General features: G+C 60.0%; 25 protein-coding genes, 3 tRNA genes and 1 riboswitch. Of the genes, 8 read left to right on the top strand and 20 right to left on the bottom strand.

The genetic code is table 11. From position 1 onward, the window contains the following. The first annotated feature begins 25 nt into the window (after positions 1 to 25). The gene (locus tag EAV92_RS20170) at positions 26 to 229 is read left to right on the top strand and encodes a DUF378 domain-containing protein (protein ID WP_123042752.1); all 204 of its coding nucleotides are present in this window, start codon (positions 26 to 28) and stop codon (positions 227 to 229) included. A gap of 66 nt (positions 230 to 295) precedes the next feature. On the opposite strand, the gene EAV92_RS20165 is transcribed toward EAV92_RS20170, so the two are convergent. From EAV92_RS20165 to EAV92_RS20130, 8 genes are all read right to left on the bottom strand, one after another. Beyond that, positions 296 to 2023, bottom strand: a complete 1728-nt coding sequence (locus tag EAV92_RS20165; protein WP_123042751.1) for an ABC transporter ATP-binding protein — start codon at positions 2021 to 2023, stop codon at positions 296 to 298. A gap of 43 nt (positions 2024 to 2066) precedes the next feature. Beyond that, positions 2067 to 2348: a 4a-hydroxytetrahydrobiopterin dehydratase gene (locus EAV92_RS20160; protein WP_123042750.1), complete on the bottom strand. Its 282-nt coding sequence runs from the start codon at positions 2346 to 2348 to the stop codon at positions 2067 to 2069. Beyond that, positions 2323 to 3093: an ECF transporter S component gene (locus EAV92_RS20155; protein WP_123042749.1), complete on the bottom strand. Its 771-nt coding sequence runs from the start codon at positions 3091 to 3093 to the stop codon at positions 2323 to 2325. Before EAV92_RS20155 ends, EAV92_RS20160 begins: the two co-directional genes overlap by 26 nt. Continuing rightward, on the bottom strand, positions 3090 to 4736 hold the full coding sequence (locus EAV92_RS20150) for an ABC transporter ATP-binding protein (protein ID WP_123042748.1): 1647 nt from the start codon (positions 4734 to 4736) through the stop codon (positions 3090 to 3092). Before EAV92_RS20150 ends, EAV92_RS20155 begins: the two co-directional genes overlap by 4 nt. Continuing rightward, positions 4709 to 5602 carry an energy-coupling factor transporter transmembrane component T family protein gene (locus tag EAV92_RS20145; RefSeq protein ID WP_164472863.1) on the bottom strand — a complete coding sequence of 298 codons (894 nt, stop codon included), beginning with the start codon at positions 5600 to 5602 and terminating at the stop codon, positions 4709 to 4711. The genes EAV92_RS20150 and EAV92_RS20145 overlap by 28 nt, the downstream gene beginning before the upstream one ends. Continuing rightward, entirely contained in the window at positions 5599 to 6348 is a 750-nt protein-coding gene (locus tag EAV92_RS20140) for a DUF4430 domain-containing protein (RefSeq protein WP_123042747.1), read from the bottom strand. The genes EAV92_RS20145 and EAV92_RS20140 overlap by 4 nt, the downstream gene beginning before the upstream one ends. A 41-nt stretch (positions 6349 to 6389) precedes the next feature. After that, positions 6390 to 9146: an S-layer homology domain-containing protein gene (locus tag EAV92_RS20135; protein WP_123042746.1), complete on the bottom strand. Its 2757-nt coding sequence runs from the start codon at positions 9144 to 9146 to the stop codon at positions 6390 to 6392. Between the two features lie 235 nt (positions 9147 to 9381). Further along, positions 9382 to 9562, bottom strand: a riboswitch (cobalamin riboswitch). Between the two features lie 17 nt (positions 9563 to 9579). Next, the gene (locus EAV92_RS20130; protein WP_123042745.1) at positions 9580 to 10320 is read right to left on the bottom strand and encodes a glucosaminidase domain-containing protein; all 741 of its coding nucleotides are present in this window, start codon (positions 10318 to 10320) and stop codon (positions 9580 to 9582) included. Between the two features lie 199 nt (positions 10321 to 10519). Here EAV92_RS20130 and tadA point away from each other — a divergent pair, with 199 nt between their 5' ends. Beyond that, positions 10520 to 11017: a tRNA adenosine(34) deaminase TadA gene (tadA, locus tag EAV92_RS20125; protein ID WP_123042744.1), complete on the top strand. Its 498-nt coding sequence runs from the start codon at positions 10520 to 10522 to the stop codon at positions 11015 to 11017. Here tadA and EAV92_RS20120 read toward each other — a convergent pair. Continuing rightward, positions 10937 to 11209, bottom strand: coding sequence for an aspartyl-phosphate phosphatase Spo0E family protein (locus EAV92_RS20120; protein ID WP_123043827.1), 273 nt, complete (start codon positions 11207 to 11209; stop codon positions 10937 to 10939). The two genes, tadA and EAV92_RS20120, sit on opposite strands and share 81 nt — an antisense overlap. A gap of 222 nt (positions 11210 to 11431) precedes the next feature. Here EAV92_RS20120 and EAV92_RS20115 point away from each other — a divergent pair, with 222 nt between their 5' ends. The 5 genes from EAV92_RS20115 to EAV92_RS20095 all read left to right on the top strand — a co-directional run bounded on the left by EAV92_RS20115 (position 11432) and on the right by EAV92_RS20095 (position 17684). After that, positions 11432 to 12121: a response regulator transcription factor gene (locus EAV92_RS20115; RefSeq protein ID WP_206424243.1), complete on the top strand. Its 690-nt coding sequence runs from the start codon at positions 11432 to 11434 to the stop codon at positions 12119 to 12121. Then, a complete protein-coding gene (locus tag EAV92_RS20110; protein WP_123042742.1) occupies positions 12109 to 13458 on the top strand; it encodes a sensor histidine kinase in 1350 nt (449 codons plus the stop codon). Before EAV92_RS20115 ends, EAV92_RS20110 begins: the two co-directional genes overlap by 13 nt. Positions 13459 to 13509: 51 nt before the next feature. Continuing rightward, a complete protein-coding gene (locus EAV92_RS20105) occupies positions 13510 to 14199 on the top strand; it encodes an ABC transporter ATP-binding protein (RefSeq protein ID WP_123042741.1) in 690 nt (229 codons plus the stop codon). Further along, on the top strand, positions 14196 to 16751 hold the full coding sequence (locus EAV92_RS20100) for an ABC transporter permease (RefSeq protein WP_123042740.1): 2556 nt from the start codon (positions 14196 to 14198) through the stop codon (positions 16749 to 16751). Before EAV92_RS20105 ends, EAV92_RS20100 begins: the two co-directional genes overlap by 4 nt. Before the next feature lie 105 nt (positions 16752 to 16856). Beyond that, positions 16857 to 17684 carry a sugar phosphate isomerase/epimerase family protein gene (locus EAV92_RS20095; RefSeq protein WP_123042739.1) on the top strand — a complete coding sequence of 276 codons (828 nt, stop codon included), beginning with the start codon at positions 16857 to 16859 and terminating at the stop codon, positions 17682 to 17684. On the opposite strand, the gene EAV92_RS20090 is transcribed toward EAV92_RS20095, so the two are convergent. From EAV92_RS20090 to EAV92_RS20070, 5 genes are all read right to left on the bottom strand, one after another. Continuing rightward, positions 17679 to 18698, bottom strand: a complete 1020-nt coding sequence (locus tag EAV92_RS20090; protein WP_123042738.1) for a LacI family DNA-binding transcriptional regulator — start codon at positions 18696 to 18698, stop codon at positions 17679 to 17681. The genes EAV92_RS20095 and EAV92_RS20090 overlap by 6 nt on opposite strands. Positions 18699 to 18783: 85 nt before the next feature. After that, a tRNA-Arg gene (locus EAV92_RS20085) sits at positions 18784 to 18859 on the bottom strand. A gap of 78 nt (positions 18860 to 18937) precedes the next feature. After that, positions 18938 to 19660 (bottom strand): amino acid ABC transporter ATP-binding protein, encoded by a 723-nt coding sequence (locus EAV92_RS20080; protein ID WP_123043826.1) that lies wholly within the window; start codon positions 19658 to 19660, stop codon positions 18938 to 18940. Positions 19661 to 19673: 13 nt separating this feature from the next. Further along, on the bottom strand, positions 19674 to 20321 hold the full coding sequence (locus EAV92_RS20075) for an amino acid ABC transporter permease (RefSeq protein ID WP_123042737.1): 648 nt from the start codon (positions 20319 to 20321) through the stop codon (positions 19674 to 19676). 84 nt (positions 20322 to 20405) lie between these two features. Beyond that, complete coding sequence (locus tag EAV92_RS20070; protein ID WP_123042736.1) at positions 20406 to 21197, bottom strand: transporter substrate-binding domain-containing protein; 792 nt, start codon at positions 21195 to 21197, stop codon at positions 20406 to 20408. A gap of 244 nt (positions 21198 to 21441) precedes the next feature. Here EAV92_RS20070 and EAV92_RS20065 point away from each other — a divergent pair. After that, positions 21442 to 21518 (top strand) — tRNA-Pro (locus EAV92_RS20065). A gap of 118 nt (positions 21519 to 21636) precedes the next feature. On the opposite strand, the gene EAV92_RS20060 is transcribed toward EAV92_RS20065, so the two are convergent. The 6 genes from EAV92_RS20060 to EAV92_RS20035 all read right to left on the bottom strand — a co-directional run bounded on the left by EAV92_RS20060 (position 21637) and on the right by EAV92_RS20035 (position 24957). Then, entirely contained in the window at positions 21637 to 22752 is a 1116-nt protein-coding gene (locus tag EAV92_RS20060; RefSeq protein ID WP_123042735.1) for a hypothetical protein, read from the bottom strand. Between the two features lie 124 nt (positions 22753 to 22876). Further along, a complete protein-coding gene (locus tag EAV92_RS20055; RefSeq protein WP_123043825.1) occupies positions 22877 to 23743 on the bottom strand; it encodes a YitT family protein in 867 nt (288 codons plus the stop codon). 180 nt (positions 23744 to 23923) lie between these two features. Continuing rightward, positions 23924 to 24079 carry a small acid-soluble spore protein P gene (locus EAV92_RS20050; RefSeq protein WP_123042734.1) on the bottom strand — a complete coding sequence of 52 codons (156 nt, stop codon included), beginning with the start codon at positions 24077 to 24079 and terminating at the stop codon, positions 23924 to 23926. A gap of 26 nt (positions 24080 to 24105) precedes the next feature. After that, positions 24106 to 24285 (bottom strand): hypothetical protein, encoded by a 180-nt coding sequence (locus tag EAV92_RS20045; RefSeq protein ID WP_123042733.1) that lies wholly within the window; start codon positions 24283 to 24285, stop codon positions 24106 to 24108. Positions 24286 to 24302: 17 nt separating this feature from the next. Next, on the bottom strand, positions 24303 to 24650 hold the full coding sequence (locus EAV92_RS20040) for a hypothetical protein (protein ID WP_123042732.1): 348 nt from the start codon (positions 24648 to 24650) through the stop codon (positions 24303 to 24305). A gap of 218 nt (positions 24651 to 24868) precedes the next feature. After that, positions 24869 to 24957, bottom strand: a tRNA-Ser gene (locus EAV92_RS20035). Position 24958 lies beyond the last annotated feature (1 nt).

Genomic DNA, 24958 nt, shown 5'->3' with positions numbered 1-24958 from the left:
AAACCTTAAAGGAGGCTGTTACCGAATGAAGACGTTGAACGTGATCAGCCTGATCCTCGTCATTCTCGGCGGGCTCAACTGGCTGTCGGTCGGACTCTTCGAGTACGACGTCGTCAGCGAGTTGTTCGGCGGATCCACGGAAGTCGGCTCCAAAATCGTCTATATCGTCGTTGGCGTAGCGGCGATTTGGGCCCTGTCGTTCTTTACGAAGGTGACACGAGACGATTAATTAAACCTTGCAAAAAAACCGGAGTCCGCAGCGGCATGGCCGCCCGGAGCTCCGGTTTTCTTCGTTTTACCGCGTTGCGGCGACTCCGAACTGGGCGGAGCTGAGGCGCGAATACACGCCGCCTGCCGCGATCAGTTCGTCGTGCCGTCCTTGCTCGGCGATGCCGTCCTCCGTCACGACGACGATCCGGTCCGCGTGGCGGACCGTCGCCAGCCGGTGCGCGATGATCAGCGTGGTGCGGTCCTTCGAAAGCTCCTCCAGCGCCTGCTGGATGGCGTTTTCCGTCTCCGTGTCGAGCGCCGACGTCGCCTCGTCGAGAATGAGGATCGGAGGATTTTTGAGGAAAATCCTCGCGATGGACAAGCGCTGACGCTGTCCTCCGGACAGCTTGAGCCCGCGTTCTCCGATAAACGTGTCGAGGCCGTCCGGAAGCGCCAGCAGCATCGCTTCGAGATGGGCGCGCCGCGCCGCCTCCCACACTTCCTCTTCGGTCGCGTCCAGGCGTCCGTACGTGATGTTTTCGCGGATCGTTCCGTTGAACAGGAACACGTCCTGCTGCACGATGCCGATCTGGCTGCGCAAGGAGAGCTGCGTCATCCGGCGGATGTCGATGCCGTCGATGGACACGCTGCCTCCGTCGATCTCGTAGAACCGCGGAATCAGGCTGCACAGCGTCGATTTGCCGGCCCCGGAAGGCCCGACGAGCGCGACCGTCTCGCCGGCCCGGATATGAAGATCGATATTTTTGAGCACGTGCGTGTGATTCTCGTAGCCGAACGTGACGTTATCGAAGGAGATATCGCCTCTCAGGCGCGTAACCTCGATCGCATCCTTGGCGTCCTTGACGTCCGGCTCGGTATCGATCAGCTCGCAGAACCTGCGGAAGCCGGCCATCCCCTTCGGATACATCTCGAGCAGCGCGTTGATTTTCTCGATCGGCCTCAGGAAAATGTTCACGTACAGAAGGAACCCGACCAATTCCCCATAGGAAAGCCTGCCCTGGTAAGCGAACCAGGCCCCGCACAGAAGCACGAGCAGGGAAATCGTGCGCGTCAGCATGTAAATGCCCGAGGAGCTGAACGAAATGGTCAAGTAAGACCTCAGCTTGGCCGCCCGGAACGCGCGGTTGTTCGTTTCGAACCGCTTGCGCTCATACGACTCGTTGCCGAACGATTTGACGACGCGGATGCCGGAAATGCTGTCTTCGATGCGGGCGTTCACGTCGGCGATTTTCTCGAACATCTGGGTCGCGGCCTTGTTCAAACGGGCGTTGAAGAAGACGATCAGCCATGCCAGCACGGGAACCGCTACCAGCGTAATGACGGACAGCTCCCAGTTGACCATGAACATGATGCCGAAAGCGCCCGCGAACGTCATGATCGCGATGAACAGATCCTCCGGACCGTGGTGCGCCATCTCGCCGATATCGAACAGGTCGTTGGTCATGCGCGACATGATCTGTCCCGTTTTGGTGTTGTCGAAAAAACGGAACGACAGCTTCTGTACGTGATTGAACAGTTGCTTGCGCATGTCCGTCTCGATGTTGATGCCTAGCATATGGCCCCAATAGTTGACGATGAACTGCAGCCCCATGCTGACCAGGTACATCGACAGGAGGCCGACGCACGCCCACGTAATCGCGGACCAATCGCCTTCGGGCAGCAGCGTATCGATCATCCATTGTACGGCAAGCGGAAAACCGAGCTCCAGCAGCGCGACGATGACGGCGCATGTGAAATCCAGCGTAAAAAGGCGGGAATAAGGACGGTAATAGGTGAGAAAACGACGGATCAAACGGGTTCACCCCAGCTGAAATTGCCGTTCGGACGGCATTTTACTAGCCATCATAAGCGCTGGCCGATGCGATGTCCAGCCCCGTGATGCCGCCGGAGTGCCAAGTCGTCAGCCGCAGCGTGACCCGGCGGAAGTCGACGGAGATAAAGGGATGATGGTTCATCTCTTCGGCAATGTCAGCGACCTTGTTCACGAAACCGATCGCGTCCGCGAACGTCGGGAACAGGTACTTCTTCGTCAGCTTGCCTTCCTCTACGGCCCATCCTTCCAAGCTACGCAAGCCTTCCTGCAGTTCGGATTCATTCAGAAGCGGTTCTTTGGCCATACGCGGGTTCCTCCTTGCCGGCGTCAGAACCGGCATCGATTCGGTGAAGCGCGCCGTATTTGCGGCGGTAACGCTCGAGCAGCTTGATCCAGGAAGGGGCGAAAGCGGCGAGGAAAAAGACGTTGGCGGCGGCGTGTATCGTTTCGAACGGCAGCCCCAGCGCATAGACGCCGAGCACGGAAGCCCAGGACTGCTCCCGGACGCCGACGTCGAGCGCCACCGTCACGTTCAGGATCCAGCCGTACAGAAAGCCCCATGCGGCGCCGAACAGGATGAGCGGAAGCCGTTTGCGGCGCGAAGGGCTGCGATGGGCGAACAGCCCGGCGGTGAAACCGGCCATCCCCCAGGCGAACATCTGCCATGGCGTCCAGGGGCCTTGCCCGAGAAAGAAATTCGAGACGAGGCCGGTGACCGCCCCGACCATCCACCCCGCTTCCGCTCCGAACACGACGCCAGACAGGATGACGATGAACGTCACCGGGGTGAAGCCCGGCAGCAGCGCGGCGAACGGAATCCGGCTCACGGTAGCGACCGCGGCCATCACGGCGATCAGGACAAGCTCCCGGGCTTGCCGTTCGCGGCGTTCGAAGCGCCACAGGAACGGAGCCATCGACAGCAGCACGAGCACGATGCCGATCAGCAGCGAATTGCCGCGCGAGAGCGAAATATAGGCTAATACCAAGTATATGATCGCGACAGGGATCACGAGCAGCTTCGGACTCACGAGTTTGCGGATGCCGTTCATCGGAATGCCGCCCCCTCTTGGGCGGGCCGGGGCTCGCGTCCTTGAATCAAGCGGTGAAGAGGCGTGGCGTAAAACAGGTTTCCCCGGAAAAACGCCTCGGGCTCGTCATCCGCGACGATTTCCCCTTGGAAGAGCAGCGAGCATCGATTGGCGTACCCGGCGGCGAATTCGACGTCATGCGTCGCCATCACGAGAGTGACGCCGTCGCGGTGGGCTTCTTCCAAGTGGCCGATCAGCCGGCTCTTGGCCAGCGCGTCGACGCCTTTGGTCGGCTCGTCGAGCAGCAGCAGCTCCGGACGGCCGAGCAGCGCCAGGCCCAGTGCGCCGAGCTGCCGTTCCCCTCCGCTCAAGTCGTGCGGATGGCGGTGAAGCAGCTCCCGCAGGCCCAGCCGGTCCGCCATCCGCCGGACCTCGGCAGCCGGATCGGACGCTTGGGCCCTGTTGGCCGCGTACGTTAGATCTTCTTCCAGGGTATCGTGAGCGAAATGGAGCAGCGGGTTTTGCGCCAAGTAACCGATGCGCGAGTAACGGGAAGCGGACGGAATTTTCTCCAGCTTCGTCCCCTCGAGCCGTACGTCTCCGCGCTGCGGCCGCAGCATGCCGGCCAGAAGCCGGAGCAGCGTCGACTTCCCGCTTCCGTTGCCGCCGAACAAGGCAACACGGTCGCCTCGACGGATGCTCCAAGCCAGGCCTCGCATGACAGCCGGAGCTTTCTTGTCGTAGGCGAAGAACAAGCCGTCCGCGCGCAGCAGCGGCGGCCCGTTCTCCTTGGCCGCCGCTTGCGGCGATCCGGCCGTCGTGCCGGCTTCCGCGGAAACGAGCCTTCTCGCCTCCTTCACGGAAAGTGGCGGCTCCGCCTCTTGGCCTGCGGCGGCGTTCCGCTCCAGCCCCCATCTCGTCACCGCAGGCAGCGCCTCGATCCAGGAAGGATCTTGGCGCCGCCACGCCTCGGATGCGAAAGCTCGCGGCGTTCCGTCGAACGCGGCAGCTCCCTTGTCGAGCCGGATCACGCGGTCGGCGACGGGGAGCAGATCGTCGATGCGATGCTCGCTCATGATCACGGTGATGCCCCATTCGTCGTTTAGCCGCTTGATCATGCCGAGCAGCTCCCTCGCCGCCAGCGGATCCAGCTGCGAGAGCGGTTCGTCGAGCAGAAGCACGCGAGGCTGCAGCATCAATACCGCCGCCAGGTTCACCAGTTGCTTCTGGCCGCCGGACAGCTCGTCGGTGCGGCGGTGAAGCAGCGGCTCCAGGCCGAAAAATCCGGCCATCTCCGCCATCCGCCGCCGCATCGCCCCGCGGTCTAATCCGAAATTCTCCATGCCGAATGCCAGCTCATGTTCGACCGTGTCCACCACGAGTTGGTTTTCCGGGTGCTGCATGACGAGCCCGACCGCAGAAGCGGCTTCACGAGCCGGCCAAGACTCGACGCCGCGTCCATCCAGCAGTATCCGGCCGGATAACCGGCCGCCGGGCGACACTTCCCGCTTCAGCAGCCGGAGCAGCGTCGATTTCCCGCTGCCGGAGGGTCCCGCGAGCACGACGAATTCGCCTTCGGCGATCGAAGCCGACAGGCCGGTCAAGGCCGTCTCGCTTGCGTCCGGATAGTGGAACGTTACGTCCCGGAGTTCAATAATCGCCACGCTTTGCGGTCCCTCCTTTCCCAGCCCATCGGCAGCAAGATATAAATGACGTACAGGATTGCGGCACCCCAGTCACCCGGAGACAGCGCCAACGATCCCAATCTCGGATAAATGTTCAAAAAGCCGTTGCCATCCGCCCACAAAACAAAAATGGCGGCCGCGGCAGCCAGCAGGCCGGCCATCGTACACAGATCGCGAGACCGGAACCGGAAAGCGGGGTAGGCGCTTCTCGGCCCCGTTCCGTATCCGCGCGCCTGCATGGAATCCGCGGTCTGCAGAGCATCCTCGAGCGACCAGGAGAGAAGCGAGCCGACCAAACGGGCTCCATTGTGCGCGCGGCGGGCGAGGGAGCCTTCCGTAACGGTGATCCCCCTCGTTTTCTGGACGAGAATCAGCTCCTGCATCCGTCTGCGGAGCCGCGGGACCATCCCTGCCGCCATCATCGCGAGCAGGGCCGCCTTCGGAGAAATCCGGGCGAAGAGGTACAGGAATTTGTGCTCAGTCATGAGTAACCGGTACGACACGAACAAGGTCAGCAAACCGAGGAGCGACGTTGCCATCGTCACGCCATAAGCGACCGACTCCATCGTGATCGGCAGGTCGCCCCAATAAAACCATACGGTCCGGCCCCGGTGGGAAATGAGCGGATTCACGATGATCAAGACGACCAGGGCCGAGAGCATCGGGACCGACCATTTCCGCCATTCCCGCCCGGCGTCCAGCCGTGCGTTCACGGCCAGCCATGCCGCCCAGCCGCACAGCAAAATAACCGGATGAAACAGCAACATGCCGAAGGTAATCCCTCCGGCATAGTAGAGCAGCAACACCGACGGATGCAGGGAGCGCGCGCCGAATCCTTCGCTCATGGCGCCTGCTCCTTGCTTTCCTCGGCCTGTTTGTCGCTTGAGGTATAGAACCATTCCACCCGGTCGCCCGGTTTAGGCTTATAGGAACCGGCTCCCACGTCGAGAACTTTTCCGTTCACCTTGTATTTCCATCCGCTCGTCGGACCGTCGTCGAATTCGAACAGCCCGTCGATTCCGGCCACGTAGAACATCGCGCCGCTGCCGCTCGTATCGTAAGCCAGCTTATGCGCTTTGAGCGTCCGGATTAGCAGGTCGGCCACCGTGTCGTTCTTCTGCAGCTTGACCTGCTGCGGATCCAGTACGCTGCCCCACTCGGCGTTTCCGACGACGGAGATCGTGACCGTCTGGGCGGTTTCCTTCCCCGCGTCTTTCGCGGGAGGAGAAGGTTCTGCCGGCTTCGCAGGCGTGGAGGGGGAAGGAGCAGCCGGAGACGACGCGGAGGCCGGAGGATCGTCCACCCGTTCGCGGATGGACGGCGTGGTTGCCGGCGGAGACTCGGTCGTGGCCTTTGGCTGCGGCACAGCGGACGGCTCCGTTGACGGCTCCGTCGACGAAGCCGCTGGCGACGCCGGCGGCGAGGCCGGTTGCGTGGGCGACACTTGCCCGGCCGGCGGGCTCGCTGCCGCAGACGCGGACGACGCCTCGTTCGGCTGCGGCTTTTCGGCCGTTCCGCAAGCCGCAGCCGTCAGAATGGCCGCGGCCAGCATAGCGGTAACCGCCGCTCTACGCCAAGATAGGCTCAGCATGCTCTTCCCCTCCTTTCATTATCACTTCAACCCGAATCTTGTTATTTGCCCAATTTGCCGACGCCCGCACGGTACAGGACGCGGACCGCGATGACGGCCGCTTGCTCGCGGGGCATCGTCATCTTCGGCGAGAACTTCCCGTTATACGCGGTCATCCAGCCTTGCTCCATCACAGCCTGCACGGCAGCCTTCGCGGAAGCCGACACTTGGCTCTCGTCCGCGAGCGCCGTCGTCGAACCGGCCTTCAGCTTCAAAGCACGCATCAGAAGCTGGGCGGCCTGCTCGCGGGTCAGCTTCGCTTCCGGCGCGAATTGGCCCGGCGCTACGCCCGCGATCAATCCGGCTTTCGACGCGGCTTGGATGTCCTTCGCGTACCAAGCCGTGGCCGCTACGTCTTTAAAGTCCGAACCGCTCAGCGGAGCCAGCCCGAGCGCGCGGACGAGCGCGGATACGAACTCCGCACGGGTAACCGCCGCTTTCGGATTGAAGGCCGCGACCGAATCGTTCTGCCCTTTCATGATTCCGCCGGCTTTGACGGTCCGTACCGATTCCAGCGCCCAGTCGGACACTTTCGCCGCGTCGGCGAAGTTTATGCCGACCGTGAGCGGTGCGACGGTCCGGACAGCCGCAGGCGCCTTGCCGCTCGCGTAGCCCGAAACCTCCAGCACGTACGCGCCTTCTTTCAATCCCGTGAGCGTCGCGTTCCCGTTCGCGTCGGTCGTTGCCGAGACGCCGCCCGCCGAAACGCGGACACCGGCCAGCGGCTGCGGAGCGCCGGGTTTGCCGGCGTCCCAATCCATTTCGCGGTACGTGACCGCGACTTTCACCGGCTCGCCCGGCTTCGGCGCCGTCGGCGTTACGACGACCGGCTCCGGCAGCTTGGTGTTGTCGCCATAGTACACGACCACTTCCTGCCCGTCTTCGAGGAGCAGGCTGTCGATGCCCACGGCCGGCACGATCCAGGACGCGCCGTCCTTCACGGCGTACAACCAGCCGTCATAGCCGCCGAACTTGCCCGCGGCCGTACCGGCGATGCTGGACAAGTATTTGCCGAAAGAAAGTTCTTTTACTTCATAAGAAACGTTTTTCCCTTTCAACAAGTTTTCCACGGCCTCGAGCGCCGTTCCGCCCTGGGCAGCTCCGACAGCGATCGTGCCCTGGTCGCCCTCCACGCGGACGGTCACTTTCTTCACGTAGGAGCCGACTTCGACGGACGTCTGATAGCCGACGTAAGCCGGAAGCGCACCAAGCTTGTAGCCGTTAACCGTCAGCGTTTGGGTGCCGATCGGCAGACCCTTCAACGCGACTTTGCCGTCTTTGTCCGTCACGCCGGTCTGGCCGCCCACTGTTACGCGGGCGCCTTCCGCCGGACTGACGACGGCTTTGCCGGCATCCCAATCGTAAATTTCTTTCTCGACCGTCACCGTGACCGGCTGCCCTTCACGAGGCGCGGCAGGTTCTACTTTAACGGAATGGATCAAGGCCGTGTTATCGCCGTAGTAGACGACGATTTTGTCGCCGCCCTGCGGCACGAACGAAGCGAGGCCCGGCAGGTTCGTCAGCCACTCTCCGCCGCGGCTGACCGCGTACTGCCAGCCGTCGTAGCCGCCGTAAGAACCGTTGGCCGTCGAAGCGATCGACTTCAGGAAGGGTCCGAATTGCGGGTGTTTCTCGATTTCGTAAGGCAGGTTGTTTTTGCGCAGCACTTGGACCAAAGAATCCAATGCCGTGCGGCCGTTCACGTTGCCTTTGGCCAGTTGGTAGCTCGGTCCGTTGACGGTCAGTTCCGCCGTTTGGCCGACGCGGTCTCCCGCGTAGAGGGACGGCAGGCCGTCCTGGTAACGCTGGGCAGCCGTCAGGCCCAGCAGCGCATACAGCGAGGACAGGCCGTCGCTCTTACCGCCCGGGACGTGCGTGAAACTGCCGTCGCTCAAGCGGAATTCCAACAACCGCGCCAGCACGGATTTCCCGTTCTTCACGAAGCGTGCGTCTTGCACCGGGTCGATGCCCAGCGACGTCAGTGCGATAACCACCTGAACGGAGCTCTCGCTCGACTCCGGAGAACCGAAGCCGCCGTTATCCTTCTGAACGCCGGACAGCCAGGTGAGAGCGGCGTCCGTGACGTTTTTGACCTCTTCCTTGTCTTGGTATGGCGCGAGCGCCATCAAAACGATTCCCGTCACGTCGACGTCGCTTTTGCCCGGAACGAGCGACCAGCCGCCGTCCGCGTTGCGGTTGTCCACCAGCCACTTAACCAAGGAGTCGCGCGTCCAGCGGTCATTCAGGCCGGGCTGATAATCCGCGGCGTTCAAGGCGAGAAGCGCGTAAGCCGGCGCGTTCGGGCCTTGAGCCGTCATTTTGTCGAAATTGGCGATTTTGGACAGCAGATTGAGTTTGCTGGCGCCGAACTTGCTCGCGTCTCCGCCGTTCGCGTTCACGGCGAGAGCCGTGCGCGCATAATCGGTAACGAGGCGCAGGCTGCCTGCTGCAACGCTTTTCTCTGCTTGAGCTAAGTATTTCTCCCCGAACGGCTTGCCGCCGCGGGCCAGAGCGAGCGCCACCCAGTCGCTGACCGGGGTTGCTTTGCCGAGCGAGGACTGCAGCGCGGACAGCGCTTCATCCAACTGGGCGCGCGATGGCGCCGCGGCAGGCGTTGCCGTTGCGGCCGCGTCCCCTTCCGCCGCCATGGCGCCCGACCACGCGCTTATCGTCAGGGCGAAAGCCAGCAATCCCGCCGCGATTCCGCGGAGCCAGCCGCGCCGGGCCGTCCCGTTCCCCGTTTTCCGTTCCTTCAACATTCTCCCATTCCTCCTCTTCCCATGAATCGGGCGACCAAACAAAAAGCACCCCCCTGCCGGGGGATGCCGTGTGGATGACCGATCAAGGACGGAGCAGGCCGTAAAAAATCCGTCGCCGCCGCTCCGCTTGCGCTTGCCTGAACCGATCGCGCGGCCGCCGCAGCCCCGAGTTTCTCAAATCGGGTTACGAACATAGACGCGCAGCCACACCTCCCCTATTCCTCGTAGGTTGCCGGGTGTTTGTCGAAAACAGGCAGTTCTCCTGGCTCCAGGATCATCGTCTTCCGGGCCTTCCCATCGCGGATGCGATAGTGGCACGTTCCGGAAGACTCCCCATGGTCAGTGGCGGGACCGCGTCGGATTTGCACCGAACTTCTCTTTTAAACTATGAAAGTACCTGTTTTCCGCCGTATTCATTTGTGATGCCATCTTATCACGCGGGCTCGCCGGTGTCCATACTCGGAGCCGGGTCCGAAGGGCCGGAAGAGAAGGTAGATTTGCCTTCGTCCAACAACCGGAGCACGCGCGCCAATTCACCCCAGGTCACCCTGCGCTCCGGATGCGGCGAAGGTAACGGCAGCCCTCCCCGTTCCCCCAGCCACAGCATGTCGCTTGCGAATGCCGCCTCCGCAGCGCCCCGCCGATCGGCCGTCCTGTGCTCGTCCACCGTTTCCTCCGCTTCTCTCACGACTTCTCCCTCCCCTTCCCACTCCATCATGTTTTTCCAGATCGCCAAAATGTCTTGAGCGTACTTGTGGCCGGGCAGCGCCCATTTGCCGTTCAGGTCCTCCCAGCAAAACACGCTCTCTTCCCGCGCCGCGGCGAGGTCGAACAGCCGTTTCATATGCAGCTCGGTCCTGCGCCGGAGCTCCTCCTCCGTCCATGCCGGATCCGCCGCGCTCCAAATGGCATGGGCGTATGGTTTCCAAGGCGGGCCCTGCGGGTCCTTCTTCCACACCTGCGTATCCAGCATGGCTTGGCAAAACGCGATGTCGCCCCGGATGCCGTAGCGCTCTCCCAGTTCCCGATAATACGCAGCCACGTCTGGCGCGCCGGGATTGCGCCGGGCGGCGTACGCGCGCATCCGTTCGGCGGAACAGAGAGCCGGACCGAACACGGAAACCCTGCCGTTCGGCCGGATGGCCGGATGCTGGCGGAAAACGAGATTGATCATGCCTACCCCTCCCTCTCGGGCGGTTGTCCACCCCTCCCTATCCAGCCTATTCGGGAACGCGGCAATATTTGACCTGGTTTACCAAGCTGTTACAATTAAAAAGACTTATGCCCACAGAAAATAAAGAAGATGTGCATAACTCTGTGGATAAGAGGGTAGTTATCCACAGAATTGTGCACACCATGTTAACAACGAATGCATGTTCGCTGGTAATGAAAGGGGAATCTCCTTGCACGAGGACGAGAAATGGATGCGCGCGGCCATCGAGGAAGCCCATCGGGCGCGTTCGATCGGAGAGGTGCCGATCGGCGCCGTGATCGTACGAGACGGCGAGATCGTCGGTGCCGGCCACAACCTGCGGGAAACCTCGCACGATCCGACGGCCCACGCGGAGATGATCGCGATCCGCCAAGCCAGCGGGAAGCTGGGCGCCTGGCGGCTGCTCGGCTGCACCCTGTACGTCACGCTGGAGCCTTGTCCGATGTGCGCGGGCGCGATCCTTCAATCCCGGGTAGAGCGAGTCGTATACGGCACGGCGGACCCGAAAGCGGGATGCGTAGGCACGCTGATGGATTTACTGCAGGATACTCGGTTCAACCATCGGCTGCCCTGGGCTTCAGGGGTTCTTCAGGAAGAATGCGCCGCCTTGCTCACCGATTTCTTCCGCGGGCTTAGAGCCCGTCAGGACCGAAGCTGAGGGCGTTTCGGCGGCTCTTTTCCTGTCTTCGGCTTCTTGCTTCCGAAGACGCTGCAGTTGGACGATCAGCCTGTCCGCTTCTTCGCTGACGGCCACAATCTCTGGATCGGTCAAATTGCCCAAATCGTCTGCCATTTCGCAAAGTCGACGTTGCAGCAACTGGAGGCGATGGATCAACTGGGGCGTATCCATGTAGTCTCCCGACCGCTCCTTTCGCGTGATTTTCGTCATGCAGCGCTACCATTTTCCTTATCGTCCTATTATAGGACAAATTAATTCGTTTGATTGTAGAATGATGTCGACGTCTCGCCCAGAATTTCAATTTTTTTCCGACAAACCCGGGACTATAGTCATAAAACTGGCAAAATAACATTTATATCCAGATATTTAGCAGTAGGAAGGAGCATGACCGCGGTGGGAACGAAGGTGTTACTCGTGGAGGATGACGAATCGTTGCACAGGGGAATTCAGTTCACGCTGGAGCAGGAGGGCTTCGACACTCAGGGTGCTAGAACGCTGTCCGAGGCCCGGTCCTTACTGGCTCAGAGCGATTTCGGGCTGGTGCTGCTCGACGTGCAGCTCCCCGACGGCAACGGTTTCGATTTCTGCGCGGAGGTCCGCCGCCGTTCCTCTGTTCCGATCATATTTCTGACCGCGAGCGACCAGGAAATCGACGTCGTCCGCGGACTCGATCTCGGCGGGGACGATTACATTACGAAGCCGTTCCGGCTGCGGGAGTTCCTGTCGCGGGTGCAGGCCGTCATGCGCAGAACCGCGGCGGCTTCCGCCGAACGCTCGGAAAGACCGGCCTCGTCGGGCGGACTCGTCCTGCATGCCCAAGAGATGCGGGTCGAGAAAGACGGCCTGGATATTCCGCTCAGCCTGACCGAATACCGGCTGCTGGCCTTGTTCCTCGCCAATCCCCGGGCGGTGCTGTCCAAAGACCGGATCATCCGGAACGTCTGGCCGGACGGCGTGGACATTCTGGACGACAACACGGTCGCCGTCAACGTCCGAAGGCTTCGGGAGAAGATCGAGGACGACCCGCAAAATCCGCAGCGGATTCTCACGGTCCGGGGGGCGGGGTACCGATGGAACGGATGACGTCCGTCCGGTTGGGCGCCGCCCGCATCTGGCGGAACCCGCCCGTTCGGCGGCTCGCCTGGATCCTCGCCGGGATCGTGCTGCTCTCGGCGGTGCTGGCTTGGCTGTACGTAGAGCGATCGGCGGATCGGCTGCATAACGAGTGGCTCTCCAGGCAGACGGCGATCATCGGCAGGCTCTCCGCCGACGATCCCGCCAAAGCCGATGAATGGGCCCGCCTGCTCGCGAATCCGGACACTCTCACGTCGGCAGACCGGGAGAAAGGCCGTCAGTTGACGGAACCATACGGATTGACGCCGGCATTGAATGCCGGTCTGGAGCCGATCGTGTCCGGCTATCGGGACCGCTCGCTGGCGGCCTTGTTCGCGGGTATCGTTCTTTTGGCGGTCCTGCTTGCGGTCCTTCTCGTGCGGGAATACCGCCGTCAATTGGCGGATATCCACAGGCTGGCCTTAACCCTGGAGGATACGGTGAAGCACAACCGCCCGATGGCGTTCCGATTGTACGGGGAAGGCGAGCTCGGCATACTCGCGAGCGGCGTGCAGGAGCTGTCGATCCGGCTGCGGGAAACGATCGGGCAGCTGCACGCGGACAAGGAATTTCTGAAAGACACGATCGCCGACATCTCCCATCAGCTCAAGACGCCTCTGTCGTCTTTGATCATTTATACCGACCTGCTGCTGGAAGGCAACGTCGACGAGGAACGTACCCGGGAATTTCTCGGGACGTGCCGACGGGAGCTGGACCGGATGGAGTGGCTCACGCTGACGCTGCTGAAGCTTGCCCGCCTCGAAGCCGACGCCATGCTGCTGCAGATCCGTCCCGCTTCCATCCCGTACACCGTCGAACGTGCCCTTAATGCCGTCCGTCGCCTGGCTGAAGACCGGCAAGTGTCCATCGTCACGGTCCCGCCATCTCCCGAAGCCGCGGAACTTACCGAGGTGCCCCACGATTCCCGCTGGCTCGCGGAAGCGATCGCCAACCTGCTGAAAAACGCGGTGGAGCACAGCCCGTCCGGCGGCATCGTCCGCGCAGGCTGGGAGAAGACGCCTATTTTCCTCCGCTTCTATATAGAAGACGATGGCCCAGGGATCGCGGAGGCCGAGCTTCCCCGCATTTTCCGGAAGTTTTACCGCGGCTCCTCAGGCGGAAGCGGCGTCGGTCTGGGCCTGCCGCTCGCCAAAACGATCGCCGAGAGACATGGAGGCATGCTGTCCGCCGCAAGCCGATCCGAAGGCGGCTCGCGGTTCGTGCTGACTCTGCCTCTGCACCCCTTGCCGGCTCCGGAAGGAAACGCAGCTTACAATACTGTAAGCGAAGACACGGCGGAGTTGTAAGGTTCGCGCGTTATACTGTCCCCAAGAACGAGAAAGCGGGGAACGAAGAAGATGAACGTAATCCAAACCGACGGGCTCTGCAAAAGCTACGGCAAAGGCAGCACCCAAGTAGACGCGCTCAAGGACGTGTCTTTTTCCGTGAAGCAAGGAGAATTCGTGGCCGTAGTCGGCGCCAGCGGATCCGGCAAGAGCACGCTGCTGCATTTGCTGGGCGGACTGGACAGACCGTCCTCCGGCCATGTCCTGATCGACGGTGAAGACCTCTACGGCCTGAAAGAGAAAGAAAGAGCGGTGTTCCGCCGCCGCAAGATCGGCTTTATTTTTCAATCCTACAACCTCATCCCGGTGCTGAACGTCGAGGAGAACATCCAGCTCCCGCTTCTGCTGGACCACCGCCAACCGGACAAGGCTTACGTCGACGACCTCATCAAGACGCTCGGTCTCGACGAACGCCGCAAACATCTCCCTTCCGAGCTGTCCGGCGGCCAGCAGCAGCGTGTCGCCATCGGCAGGGCATTGGCGTACCGCCCCGCGATCGTGCTGGCCGACGAGCCGACGGGCAACCTGGACACCGCCAACGGCCGCGAGGTACTGGAGCTGCTGAAGCTGGCCGTTCGCCAATTCCACCAGACCGTCATCGTGATCTCCCATGACCTGAACGTCGCGGCGGAAGCCGACCGCGTCCTGCGGATGCAGGACGGGCGGCTGATCCACGACAACGGCGGGAGGAACGGGGCATGAAAGGCTATACCCTCCTGTCGGGCCGGTATTTGAAACAGCAACGGCGCCGTTCCGCGCTGACCGTGCTCGGCATCGTGCTGTCCGTCGCGCTCATCAGCGCGCTCCTCACGATGGGCCAAGCGCTGAAGGACAATCAGCTGCAGCAGCAAATCGCGGAAAACGGCTCCTTCCATTTCGCCTACTCCCAGCCATCGCCCGGATTGTACGACAAACTGAAAAACCATGCCCTGGTCGGCCAGGTCGGCAGAATCCGTTCCGGCGCGGAAACGCAAATCGACGGCACTTACAAGCTATACGTGGAGGAAGCGAATGATGACGCGTTCCGGCTGCTGCCGATCCATCTGGCGTCGGGACGGCTTCCGGAGACCGCCGACGAAGCCGTCTTGGAAGAATGGATCGTCGATCGGCTTCCGGGCAAACCGAAGCTCAGGGATTCCGTCACTTTGAACGCCCCGGACGGCAAACCGCATGGCTACCGGCTGGTCGGCATCCTCGTCAACCAAAAATACACCCAGGTACAGCAAGCCTCGCCGGCGTACACGCTGCTTCGCGAACCCGCCGGCGATCCCGGCGCCGGCCTTTCCGACCAGCTGTTCGTGACGTTCAAGAAAGGCGTCGACATCAGCGATCACCTGGCCGAGTTCGAGAAGCTGGGCACGCCATTCGCCACGAACCGGAACGTCCTCACGCTCATGGGAGAGTCGGCGGACAGCGGGCTCAACAAAGCGCTGATCATCATTTTCGGCACGCTCGTCGGACTTGTCGTGCTGTCCACCATTGCGGTGATTTATAATGCGTTCCATATCTCGGTCATCGAGAGGATCCGGCAATTCGGCTTGCTTCGGACCATCGGGGCTACTCCCCGGCAAATCCGCAACCTGGTGCTCAATGAAGCTTCAACGCTGGCGTTGATCGGCATCCCCGTCGGCCTCGCGGTCGGCTGGGGCGGCTTATGGCTGGCGCTCTGGCTCATGATCCAAGGCGGCTTCAACATTTTGCAAATGGAGGATTTCCGGCTGACCTTCCACTGGTGGATCATGGGCGTCAGCGTCGGCGTCAGCTTGGCCGCCGTCTACGTCGCCGCTTGGCTGCCGGCCCGGAAAGCGGCCAAAGTGTCGCCGGTGGACGCCGTCAAAGGGGCGGGAAGCATCGTCCGCGAATCGTACCGGCGCGCTCGCCTGCCTTCCCCGCTCCGTCTGCTGGGGATCGAAGGCAAGATGGCGTCCCAGAACATCCGGCGCAACCGCACGAAATTCCGGATCACGACGTTTTCGATCGTCGTCAGCGTCATGCTGTTCATCGTGTTCCACTATTTTACCCAGGAAGCCTTCAAGCTGACGGTGGATACGACCGAGAACAACAAGATTGCCTTCGAATTGAATCGTTACTCCATTCCGACGCAGGAAAGCGACGGCACGGCAGGCACGGTGCCGGATATCGTCACGCCCGAGACGATGCGAAAGATCGCAGACCTCCCCGGCGTGGAAGGCATCTATGGCCGGTATGATCTCCCCTCCGTGAATGCCCTCGTTCCGGACGAGAAGCTGAATCCGGCTTTCGCCGAGGCGGCCGGCATCCAGTGGGAGAAAGGGAAAACCCCCGAGGCGGAAGGCAGCGGAGTTCCCGTGAACCTGCAGCTGTATGACGATGCCAAGCTGGAGAAAGCGAAGCGGTTTCTGTCCTCGGGTACGGTCGATGCCGACCGGATGTCCGCGGAGGACGCCGTGATCCTCATTCAGACGGTACGGCCGTACAGCCCGAACGAGAAAAAGAAGGAAATCCTGCCCTTGGCCCGTTATAAAATTGGAGATACGATCGCTTTGCAGTTCGGCGATGATCTCTCCGATGCGAAGTCCGTTCGCCGCGTGAAAGTGGCGGGAATCCTGTCCCAATCGCCATTCGATTCGGCCTATCAGCCTAGCGCCCTCACCGTCATCGGCACCAAGGCGACGATCGCCAAGCTGATCGAGGCGGCCCCGCCCGCCAATCGCCCGTTCGGTACCGCGGTCATGGGCCTTTCGGTCGCCCTCAAGGACGGTGCCGACTCCGAACCCGTCCGAATCGCGCTGGAGCGAATCGCAGCCGACCTTCCGGGCGTGCAGCTGATCAACATCGTGGACCAACAGAAGCAGGAGCGCCAATTCGCGCTGCAAATGCAGATCTTCGTTTACGGCTTTCTGCTCGTGATCGGACTGATCGGCAGCTTGAACATCATCAACACGGTGCAGACCAACCTGCTGCTTCGCCGCCGCGAGATCGGGCTGCTCCAAGCGGTCGGCATGACGATGGGCCAAATCCGCAAAATGGCGACGGCGGAAGGCGTATGGTTCGGCGTCATCGGCAGCCTATGGGGCCTGCTGCTCGGAGGTGCGCTCAGCTACTTCCTGTTCAGCCAGCTGTCGAACATCCAGGGCATGCCCTTCCAATTCCCCTGGACCGGTGCCGTCATCGCCTGCGTATTCGCCCTAGGCGTCGGCCTGCTGTCCGTGCAGGGACCTCTCCGCCGGATGGCCAAAGCCAACCTCATCGAAGAGCTCCGCGACGAAGCATGACACAATCGGATACAAAGAAGGCCTTAACCGGCCTTCTTTTTTGTTGCCCCGAAGGCTACGATAGCGGTGTAGGAATGGACCGCCATAGGCGAGGGAGGAAAACGGATGTCTTATTTATCGGTCAGTACATGGAGCCTTCACCGGCTGCTGGGCCCATTGCGGTGGACGGCCTGGGACGAGGCCAGCCGGTCTCACGTGACGAACGAACAACCGCAGCCGGAGGAATTTTCTTTGCTGGAGCTGCCCGGAGAGGCGGCAGAACGGGGCTATCAAGCGGTGGAGGTGTGCCACTTCCATTTTCCTTCCGTCGAGCCTGCGTATTTGGCATCGCTGAAGGAAGCCTTTGCGAAAGCGGGGCTCTCCTTCGATACGCTGCTGCTCGATTACGGGGACATCACGACCGGAGACCCGGTCCGGCTGGAAGCGGACTTGGCGCTCGTTCGCCGCTGGATCGACATCGCGGCCGCCGCAGGCGCGAAAAGAATCCGCGTCGTCGCCGGACAGGCCCCGCATACGGACGAAGCGGCCATCCGCGATTCCGCGGCCCGGTTGACGGAGCTGGCGGAATACGCGAACGGCCGCGGCGTGCGGGTCGTATCGGAAAACTTTCAATCGCTGACTCGGACGGGAGCGAGTTGCTCCAAGCTGCTCGAGCTGACGGGGGACGCGATCGGGTTCATTACGGATTTCGGCAACTTCCAGGCTCCGACGAAATACGATGAATTCCTGTCCATTCTGCCGCACAGCGTCTCCGTTCACGCGAAAGCCGCTTACGACGCCAATGGGCTGCCGGACGAAGCCGAGTTCAGACGCTGCCTGGATACGGTCAAGCAGACCGGCTACAACGGGGCCGTCGTGCTGATCTACGACGGTCCGGGCGATATGTGGGCCGGGCTTAAACGAATCCGTGCGATCGTGAACGATTATTTATGAGTTCAGGGTTTTAGGAGGCGCGCAAGTCCCGCGCTCGATCAGCTCGGTCGGGAAAATGACGGCCGGCGCCGGATATTCATCGTCGTGGATCATCTCGTCGAGCAGCTCGACCGAACGCTTTCCGATGCTGAGCATGTCCTGCCGGACCGTCGTCAGCGCCGGCCGGACGTTGCGGGCGAGCTCGAGGTCGTCGAAGCCGATGACGGAAATGTCGTTCGGCACGGATAAGCCGGCCTCTGTGATCGCGTCGATCGCGCCCAGGGCGCCGTAGTCGGAGCAGCAGACGACCGCCGTCGGCGGGCGGGAGGCCGCAAGCAGCTTACGCATGGCTTCATAGCCTTGCTCTCTCGAATAATCGCCGAAGGCGACCGTCTCCTCCGCATAAGGCAACCCTGCCGCCCTCAAGCCCGAACGGTAACCGACGAGGCGCAGGCGGCCGACGTACGTGTCGGGCAGGTCGGAGATCAGCCCGATCCGCGTATGGCCGAGCCCGTGCAAATAGCGGACGGCCTGCTCGATGCCGCCGACGTTATCCGAGCTCACGTAACCCGCGCGGGGCCCTTTGACGTCCAAATCGATGAATACCGACGGAATGCGCGATTCGATCAATTCTTCGATGTTCATCTCCTCGTGGGAGAAGCCAAACACGACGATGCCTTCCACGTTGCGCGTCCGACAATGGCGAACGAGGTTGTATTCCTTGCTGCCGTAAGAGAGCTGGGCCAGATAGATGAGGTCGTATCCCCTCGCCTTCAGCCCCTGTTCCATACCGGCCAGAATATTGGAGAAGAACGGATGGGTCAAACCGGTCGTCAAATAAACGCCCAGCGTCATCGAGCGTTGGCCGACCAGCGAACGGGCCGCCGCATTCGGCTGGAAGTCCAAGTCCCGTACGATGCCCAGCACCTTTTCTTTGGTTTTCTGGCTTACCGTCGTGTACCCGTTCAGCACCTTCGAAACGGTCGCCACCGAAACCCCGGCCGCCTTGGCGACATCCCGGATGTTCGCCGCCATCCGCTTTTCCCCCTTAAAATAAAGTCCCGGCAGCTCCTGCCGGGACTTTCACATTCGATGTCATATACGAGTTCATGTAAACAATTGGCGGCCCCGAGACGACTCGAACGTCCGACACACGGTTTAGGAAACCGATGCTCTATCCACTGAGCTACGGGGCCACAGCAATGAACATTATAACACAAATCGTTCGCTTGCCAAACCGTTATTCGTGGGTTCCGAACCGTTTTTATCCTCGTTTACAGGACCTTCGACAGGAAGCTTTGGGTGCGTTCGTGCTTCGGCGCCCCGAACAATTCTTCGGGTTTGCCTTCTTCCACGACGTAGCCTCCGTCCATGAACAGAATGCGGTCGCCGACTTCGCGGGCGAATCCCATCTCGTGCGTGACGACGACCATCGTCATGCCTTCCTTGGCGAGCGTCTTCATGACGCCGAGCACTTCGCCGACCATTTCCGGATCGAGCGCGGAGGTCGGTTCGTCGAACAGCATGATTTTCGGCTCCATGGCGAGCGCCCGTGCGATCGCCACCCGCTGTGCCTGTCCACCGGACAGGGACGCCGGGTAAACGTCGGCTTTGGCCTCCAGGCCAACCTTGCGAAGCAGCTCCATCCCTATAGCCCGCGCTTGCTCCGGCGAGCGTCTGAGAACGCGGATCGGCGCCAGCATGATGTTGTCGATGACTTTCATGTGCGGAAACAGGTTGAACTGTTGGAACACCATGCCCATTTCCGAGCGGATTTTCGGAATGTCGGTGCCTTTGGCGAGCAGCTGGTCGTTCTCGACCCAGATCTCGCCCTTCTCCGGCTTTTCAAGCAGGTTCAAGCAGCGGAGGAACGTCGACTTGCCGGAGCCGGACGGCCCGATGACGACGACGACTTCCTTCGGCGCGATTTCCACGTTGATGTCTTGGAGGACGGTGTTCGAACCATACGACTTGGACAACCCTTTGACCCGGATCATCGGATTCATGGCCTCACACCTTCCTTTCCAAATACGCGAGCAGTTTGCTCAAGCTGTACGTCAGTACGAAATAAATCGCCGCAGCGGTTAAATACGGTTCCCATATGCGATAGTATTGCGTTTGCATGACTTTGCCCCAGTACATCAGTTCAGGTGCCGCGATAACCGAAACGATCGAAGAGTCCTTGATCAGCACGATGAATTCGTTGCCGAAAGCCGGGATCATCCGTTTGATGGCCTGCGGAATGATGATGTGGCGCATCGCTTGGCGATGCGTCATGCCCAGCGAATAGGCGGCTTCGCGCTGGCCTTTGTCGATCGACTGGATGCCGGCGCGGTAAATCTCCGCCGTGTATGCGGCAGAGTTCAAACTCAGCGCGACGATGGCGGCGACAATGACATTCGTACTGCCGTAAATCGGGGGAATGATGCCGAAATGAACGATGTAAACCTGCACGAGGAGCGGTGTGCCCCGGAAAAAGTTAATGTAGGCGCTCGTCGGCAAATTCAAGTACCGTTTCGGCGACATTTTGCCGATGCCGATCACGAGGCCGAGAATGGACCCGAACAAAATGCCGAGCAGCGAAATGCCGATCGTCAGCAGCGTCCCTCTCAGGAACAGGGGCGCGTAGTCATAGATAATATCGAACCTGAAATCCACGGCAGGCTCCCCTTCTAAGTGCGATTCCGGCAAAAAGCATGCGTAACGGTACTGTTAACCATTACGCATGCTTACCCGCAAATCTTATTTTGCATTCAATACGTTTTGAACATTCGGTTCCTTGCCGATCCACTTCTTGTAAATCTCGGCGTACTTGCCGCTCTCCAGCACTTTCTTGATCGCCGGATCGATTTTCGCTTTCAGGTCGCTGCCTTTCGGAAGCAGGATGCCGTAAAATTCGGACGGGAAGCTCGGATCGAGATTGCCTTCCAGGTTCTTGTCCGGATGCTGTTTCAGGTATTCGCCGACGATCGCCACGTCCGCTACGACCGCGTCCACGCCGCCGCTTTCCATTTCGGTGAACGCCAAAGCATTGCTGTCGAACCGTTTCAGGTTCGTGTTGTCTTTACCCATAATGTCGCTCATGATCGTGTCGGCCGTGGTGGAAATCTGTACGGCCACTTTCTTGTCCTTCAGGTCTTGCCCGGTTTTCAGCCCGCTGCCCGCTTTGGACAGGATCATGTTCGTCGACTCGAAATAAGGAGCCGAGTAATCGTAAGTCTGCTTGCGCTCATCCGTAATGGATACGGAGGAAATGCCGCCGGCGTATTCTTTGCCGTCCTTCACGCTTTGAAGCATCGGATCCCAGCCGGTGTTGACCAGTTGGTAGTCCAGACCGGCTTCCTTCATGACGGCGTCGAGGAAATCGGCGTCGAAGCCGACGACCTTGTCTTTATCCATCAGTTCCATCGGCGAGTATGCCGCGTCCGTGGCGAACTTATATACTTTAGCGCCGGACCCGCTGTCTTTCTTGCCGCACGCCGCAAGCGCTACGACCAGCAGCGCGGCCAGGGCGAAAAGACCCCATTTTTTCATTATTGTTAACCTCCTATAAAATATAAGCATATATCGACTGCATAAATTCTAGCAGGAATCGCGGTTGCTGGCAATGAACTTAACTAAGATGTTAGGTTGGAAAGTATGAGCAAGGGGTCCAATTGCAGTCCCTTGTCGGGTGTAAACATTGCCGATAAATTCCTGGGCTTTTTGCCTTCGCTTGCTCTTCCCTTTTGAAATTGTGTGTGCTATAATCGAATTCGTTCGCCGGAAACGGCGGCATCGAGACGTGGCTCAGCTTGGTAGAGCGCTTGGTTCGGGACCAAGAGGTCGCAGGTTCGAATCCTGTCGTCTCGACCATACATAACGGTGATCGCGGTCCCTTGGGACCGCGATTTTTGCGTTTTGCAGCGCAGTTAAAGAAACATTAAAAAGAGCGTTCCCGAGGGAACGCTCTTCTATTTATTGCGATGGTGGCTTACAGTCCGGAATCGGTCGCTGCGGAGTCGTCCGTTGCGCTTCCGCCGAACGCGCCGTCCATTTGCTGCTCGAATTGGTCCATCGTGATGACGTCCTTCGGTCCGTCCGGATACTCGAGCTTCACGTCTTTGTTGATGTCGAGCGTCTGGGACACGACTTTGAAGGCGAACGAGCCCGCTTGGCCGTCTGCGTCGATGGACGTTTTGACGTGCACGTCCGTGTACACCGGGTATTCCTTCGCGTCGATTCCGACGTTCGCGGTGACGTCGAGCGATTTGACGGATTTTTTGAACTCTTCCAGGCCCTTGGTGATATCTTCTTTCTTCGTGTCGGCCAGGTCTTTCTTCGCTTGGTCCAGATCTTCTTGTTTCAGGCCGAGCATGTCGCGGTATGCCGTGTTTTTGGACAGCAGGTCGATGATTTCGGGCGCGATCTTCTCGACCGCCGTATTGATGAACGGCTCGACTTGGTCTTTGCCGACTTTGAATTGGATCACTTGTTTGACGTCCGCGTCGTCCGGCAGGCCGGCGTCTTTCACTTTCACGTCGGACAGGTATTGTTTTTCGTCTACGTTTTTGAAAATGATCGCCAGAACGTCGTTCACGAAGTCTTTCGATTTCGCGGGATCGATGTTCGGCATCGGCTCGCCGGATTGTTCGGCCAGCTTCTTCAGGTCGAGCTCCAGGAACTTGCCGACCATGTCTTGCGGCAGCGGAAGGAAAGGAATGTTCGGGATTTTCACCCACATTTTATCCTTTTCCATGATGATCGGAATGTTGAAGTTCACGGCCATGTCGCCTTTCAGCGCCAGGGACAGCGTCATTTCAAGATGCAGCGGGTCGGCTTTGTACGCGCCGGTCCAGGAAATGTCCGTATCCTTGAACATCGTAATCATCTGAGCCGTGCTGGCGGCGTCTTCGCCTTCGGCCGGGAAGCTCAGATCCTCGATTTTCATGCTGCCTTTGAAGCTATAAGACTTAATGTCCGCGGATTTCTCCAAAGAAGACTTCAGAGCTTCCTGCGGCGATTTACTGCTGCTATTGCAACCGGCGAGCAACAAGGCGGCGGTCAGCATAAGTGCGACGAGCGATAACCAGACTTTGGATTTCACCAAAGCGAAAAACTCCCCTCATGAATAAAAGATCAATAAACTCCGTTCATTGTATCTTAATTCGGGGGAGTTAGAAAGACTTTTCGGCCTAAAAACTGACTAAAGCCCATTTCCATATGATTCCTAATTAATGAATATCCTTCTTTTTAAACCGTCCGCCTTTGACATCGTGGATATTGCCGACCGCGAGGAATGCATGTTCGTCGAGTTCGGTGACGATGGACTTCAGCTTGGCTTCCTCCAGACGGTTGATGACGACGAAAATCACCTTCTTGTCGTCCCCGGAATAGCCGCCTTCCCCGTTCAGGTAGGTGACTCCGCGGCCCAGCCGGTCCACGATCGTGCTGCCGATTTCGCGGTAATTGTCGCTGATGATCCAAACGGACTTGGATTCGTCGAATCCTTCGATCGTCAGATCGATCGCTTTGAAGGCTATGTAGTAGGCAATGAGGGAAAACAATGCGCGGTCCAGCGAGTAGACGAAGCCGGCGCTGCCCAGGATGAAGAAGTTGATGAACATAACGGTCTCGCCTACGGAGAACGGAGTCTTCTTGTTCACGAGAATCGCGACGATCTCGGTTCCGTCCAGCGATCCCCCGGCGCGGATGACGATGCCGGTCCCGACGCCCAGCAAAATCCCGCCGAATACGGCAGCCAGAAACGTATCCTCCGTGAACGGTTTCCAGCTGTGCAGCAGCGAGGTCGTAACGGAAAGCGTCGCGACGCCGAGCAGGGTGGACAGGGCAAACGTCTTGCCGATGGTTTTGTATCCGACCAGGAGAAAAGGAAGGTTCAGTACGAAGAGGAAAATGCCGACCGGCACATGGCTCAAATACGAGGACATGATGGAAATGCCGGTAATGCCTCCGTCGATGATGGAGTTGTTGATGAGGAACGTTTCGAGTGCGAAAGCGACCAGAATGGCGCCCAGCATGATGAAGAAGATTCGCCTGACGATTTCGAACGGGGTAAGGCTGCTGTGCTTGGCGGCCATAGCGGCCTTGGCTGCGGCTGTCGGGGGGCGCGGGGGAATCGGTTTGTTTTTCTTGGTCATCGATCTGCCTCCTCAGTGCTTTGTACCTTTTCTTCTATCATACCAAGCCGGCAACATCTGTGTCACTTTTTGCACACTTAAAATTTCGGATAAGAAAAACCCGGCGTTCGCCGGGTCCGATCAGCCTTCTCCGTTATTATGACGAGAATGGTTGCGGTTTTTGACTTTTTTGGACCCGGACAACGGTTCCGTCGGCGTCCGGCTGCGCTGCTCGCGGTTGCCCCCGCCCGCTTCTCCTTCGCCGGGTTGGGCGACAGACTGCACTCTCGGTTTCATAGCTAATGCCTCCTTATCGGGTTCGGTCAGGTCGTTTTGGGATGGTCCCTATCGGGAGTATGATCATGGTTCAACGCCGCCTGGTGGCGCCGGTCATTGCTGTCCTGCTGTTGCTGCTGAGCCTGGTGGGAGTTCACCGGGCTTTTGGCCAGGTCCTCCACGACGTTGCTCAGGTTTTTATCGGCCATCCCGTTCGCGTTCGACATGCGGATGTCCCTCCTCGTTACGCATGGGTTACGTCGTGCAGCGCCTGGGCGCACTCATGCAGGTGACGGCGATAGTCTTGGATCAGCGCCTGCATCACGTCGTTCCGTTCGTCCACGGTCTGCCCGTCTCTTTCGGCGTCCGTGAGCTGAATGTCGATTTCGCGGCTGTCGACGTAACGGACGGCAAAATCGAACTCCATCATCTGGTGGCCCGCGGTCCGGATATGGACGCGCAGCGCCTTCGGGTCGGCTTCGTCGGCCATAATCTCCGCCCGGTCGCCGCCGTGAAGCCGTTCGGGAAGCACCTGCCTCCACGCTTCGGCCAGTTGTTCCTGAGGGACGGTCAATTCGTCTTGGGTTGACATGTCAGCACCTCCGCCCTGTTAGGTTGGCTCGGCGCGCTCTTCTTATGCATTTGGCGGCATACGCAAAAAACCGACCCGCAGCGCGGATCGGTTCGCTAATATACGTTGTTATGGCGGAGAGGGTGGGATTCGAATTCCGGGGCCTACAAACATGCCCCCGGCATGTTTGCTTCACGGCCCGTTCGAACCCACTTGCGTCCTGAACGGAATACGTCGTTTGGCGGAGAGGGTGGGATTCGAACCCACGTGGGCTTGCACCCTAACGGTTTTCAAGACCGCCCCGTTATGACCGCTTCGGTACCTCTCCA

The organism is Cohnella candidum (assembly GCF_003713065.1).
Lineage (GTDB): Bacteria > Bacillota > Bacilli > Paenibacillales > Paenibacillaceae > Cohnella > Cohnella candidum.
This window is presented reverse-complemented; position numbering and strand designations above follow the sequence as displayed.

Excerpts from the sequence above, each read along its gene's own strand:
- EAV92_RS20170 (WP_123042752.1), top strand. The coding sequence starts at position 26 with ATGAAGACGTTGAACGTGATCAGCCTGATCCTCGTCATTCTCGGCGGG.
- EAV92_RS20160 (WP_123042750.1), bottom strand. The coding sequence starts at position 2,348 with ATGGCCAAAGAACCGCTTCTGAATGAATCCGAACTGCAGGAAGGCTTG.
- EAV92_RS20155 (WP_123042749.1), bottom strand. The coding sequence starts at position 3,093 with ATGAACGGCATCCGCAAACTCGTGAGTCCGAAGCTGCTCGTGATCCCT.
- EAV92_RS20145 (WP_164472863.1), bottom strand. The coding sequence starts at position 5,602 with ATGAGCGAAGGATTCGGCGCGCGCTCCCTGCATCCGTCGGTGTTGCTG.
- EAV92_RS20140 (WP_123042747.1), bottom strand. The coding sequence starts at position 6,348 with ATGCTGAGCCTATCTTGGCGTAGAGCGGCGGTTACCGCTATGCTGGCC.
- EAV92_RS20135 (WP_123042746.1), bottom strand. The coding sequence starts at position 9,146 with ATGTTGAAGGAACGGAAAACGGGGAACGGGACGGCCCGGCGCGGCTGG.
- EAV92_RS20130 (WP_123042745.1), bottom strand. The coding sequence starts at position 10,320 with ATGATCAATCTCGTTTTCCGCCAGCATCCGGCCATCCGGCCGAACGGC.
- tadA (WP_123042744.1), top strand. The coding sequence starts at position 10,520 with ATGTTCGCTGGTAATGAAAGGGGAATCTCCTTGCACGAGGACGAGAAA.
- EAV92_RS20120 (WP_123043827.1), bottom strand. The coding sequence starts at position 11,209 with ATGGATACGCCCCAGTTGATCCATCGCCTCCAGTTGCTGCAACGTCGA.
- EAV92_RS20110 (WP_123042742.1), top strand. The coding sequence starts at position 12,109 with ATGGAACGGATGACGTCCGTCCGGTTGGGCGCCGCCCGCATCTGGCGG.
- EAV92_RS20105 (WP_123042741.1), top strand. The coding sequence starts at position 13,510 with ATGAACGTAATCCAAACCGACGGGCTCTGCAAAAGCTACGGCAAAGGC.
- EAV92_RS20100 (WP_123042740.1), top strand. The coding sequence starts at position 14,196 with ATGAAAGGCTATACCCTCCTGTCGGGCCGGTATTTGAAACAGCAACGG.
- EAV92_RS20095 (WP_123042739.1), top strand. The coding sequence starts at position 16,857 with ATGTCTTATTTATCGGTCAGTACATGGAGCCTTCACCGGCTGCTGGGC.
- EAV92_RS20090 (WP_123042738.1), bottom strand. The coding sequence starts at position 18,698 with ATGGCGGCGAACATCCGGGATGTCGCCAAGGCGGCCGGGGTTTCGGTG.
- EAV92_RS20080 (WP_123043826.1), bottom strand. The coding sequence starts at position 19,660 with ATGATCCGGGTCAAAGGGTTGTCCAAGTCGTATGGTTCGAACACCGTC.
- EAV92_RS20070 (WP_123042736.1), bottom strand. The coding sequence starts at position 21,197 with ATGAAAAAATGGGGTCTTTTCGCCCTGGCCGCGCTGCTGGTCGTAGCG.
- EAV92_RS20055 (WP_123043825.1), bottom strand. The coding sequence starts at position 23,743 with ATGGCCGCCAAGCACAGCAGCCTTACCCCGTTCGAAATCGTCAGGCGA.
- EAV92_RS20050 (WP_123042734.1), bottom strand. The coding sequence starts at position 24,079 with ATGAAACCGAGAGTGCAGTCTGTCGCCCAACCCGGCGAAGGAGAAGCG.
- EAV92_RS20045 (WP_123042733.1), bottom strand. The coding sequence starts at position 24,285 with ATGTCGAACGCGAACGGGATGGCCGATAAAAACCTGAGCAACGTCGTG.
- EAV92_RS20040 (WP_123042732.1), bottom strand. The coding sequence starts at position 24,650 with ATGTCAACCCAAGACGAATTGACCGTCCCTCAGGAACAACTGGCCGAA.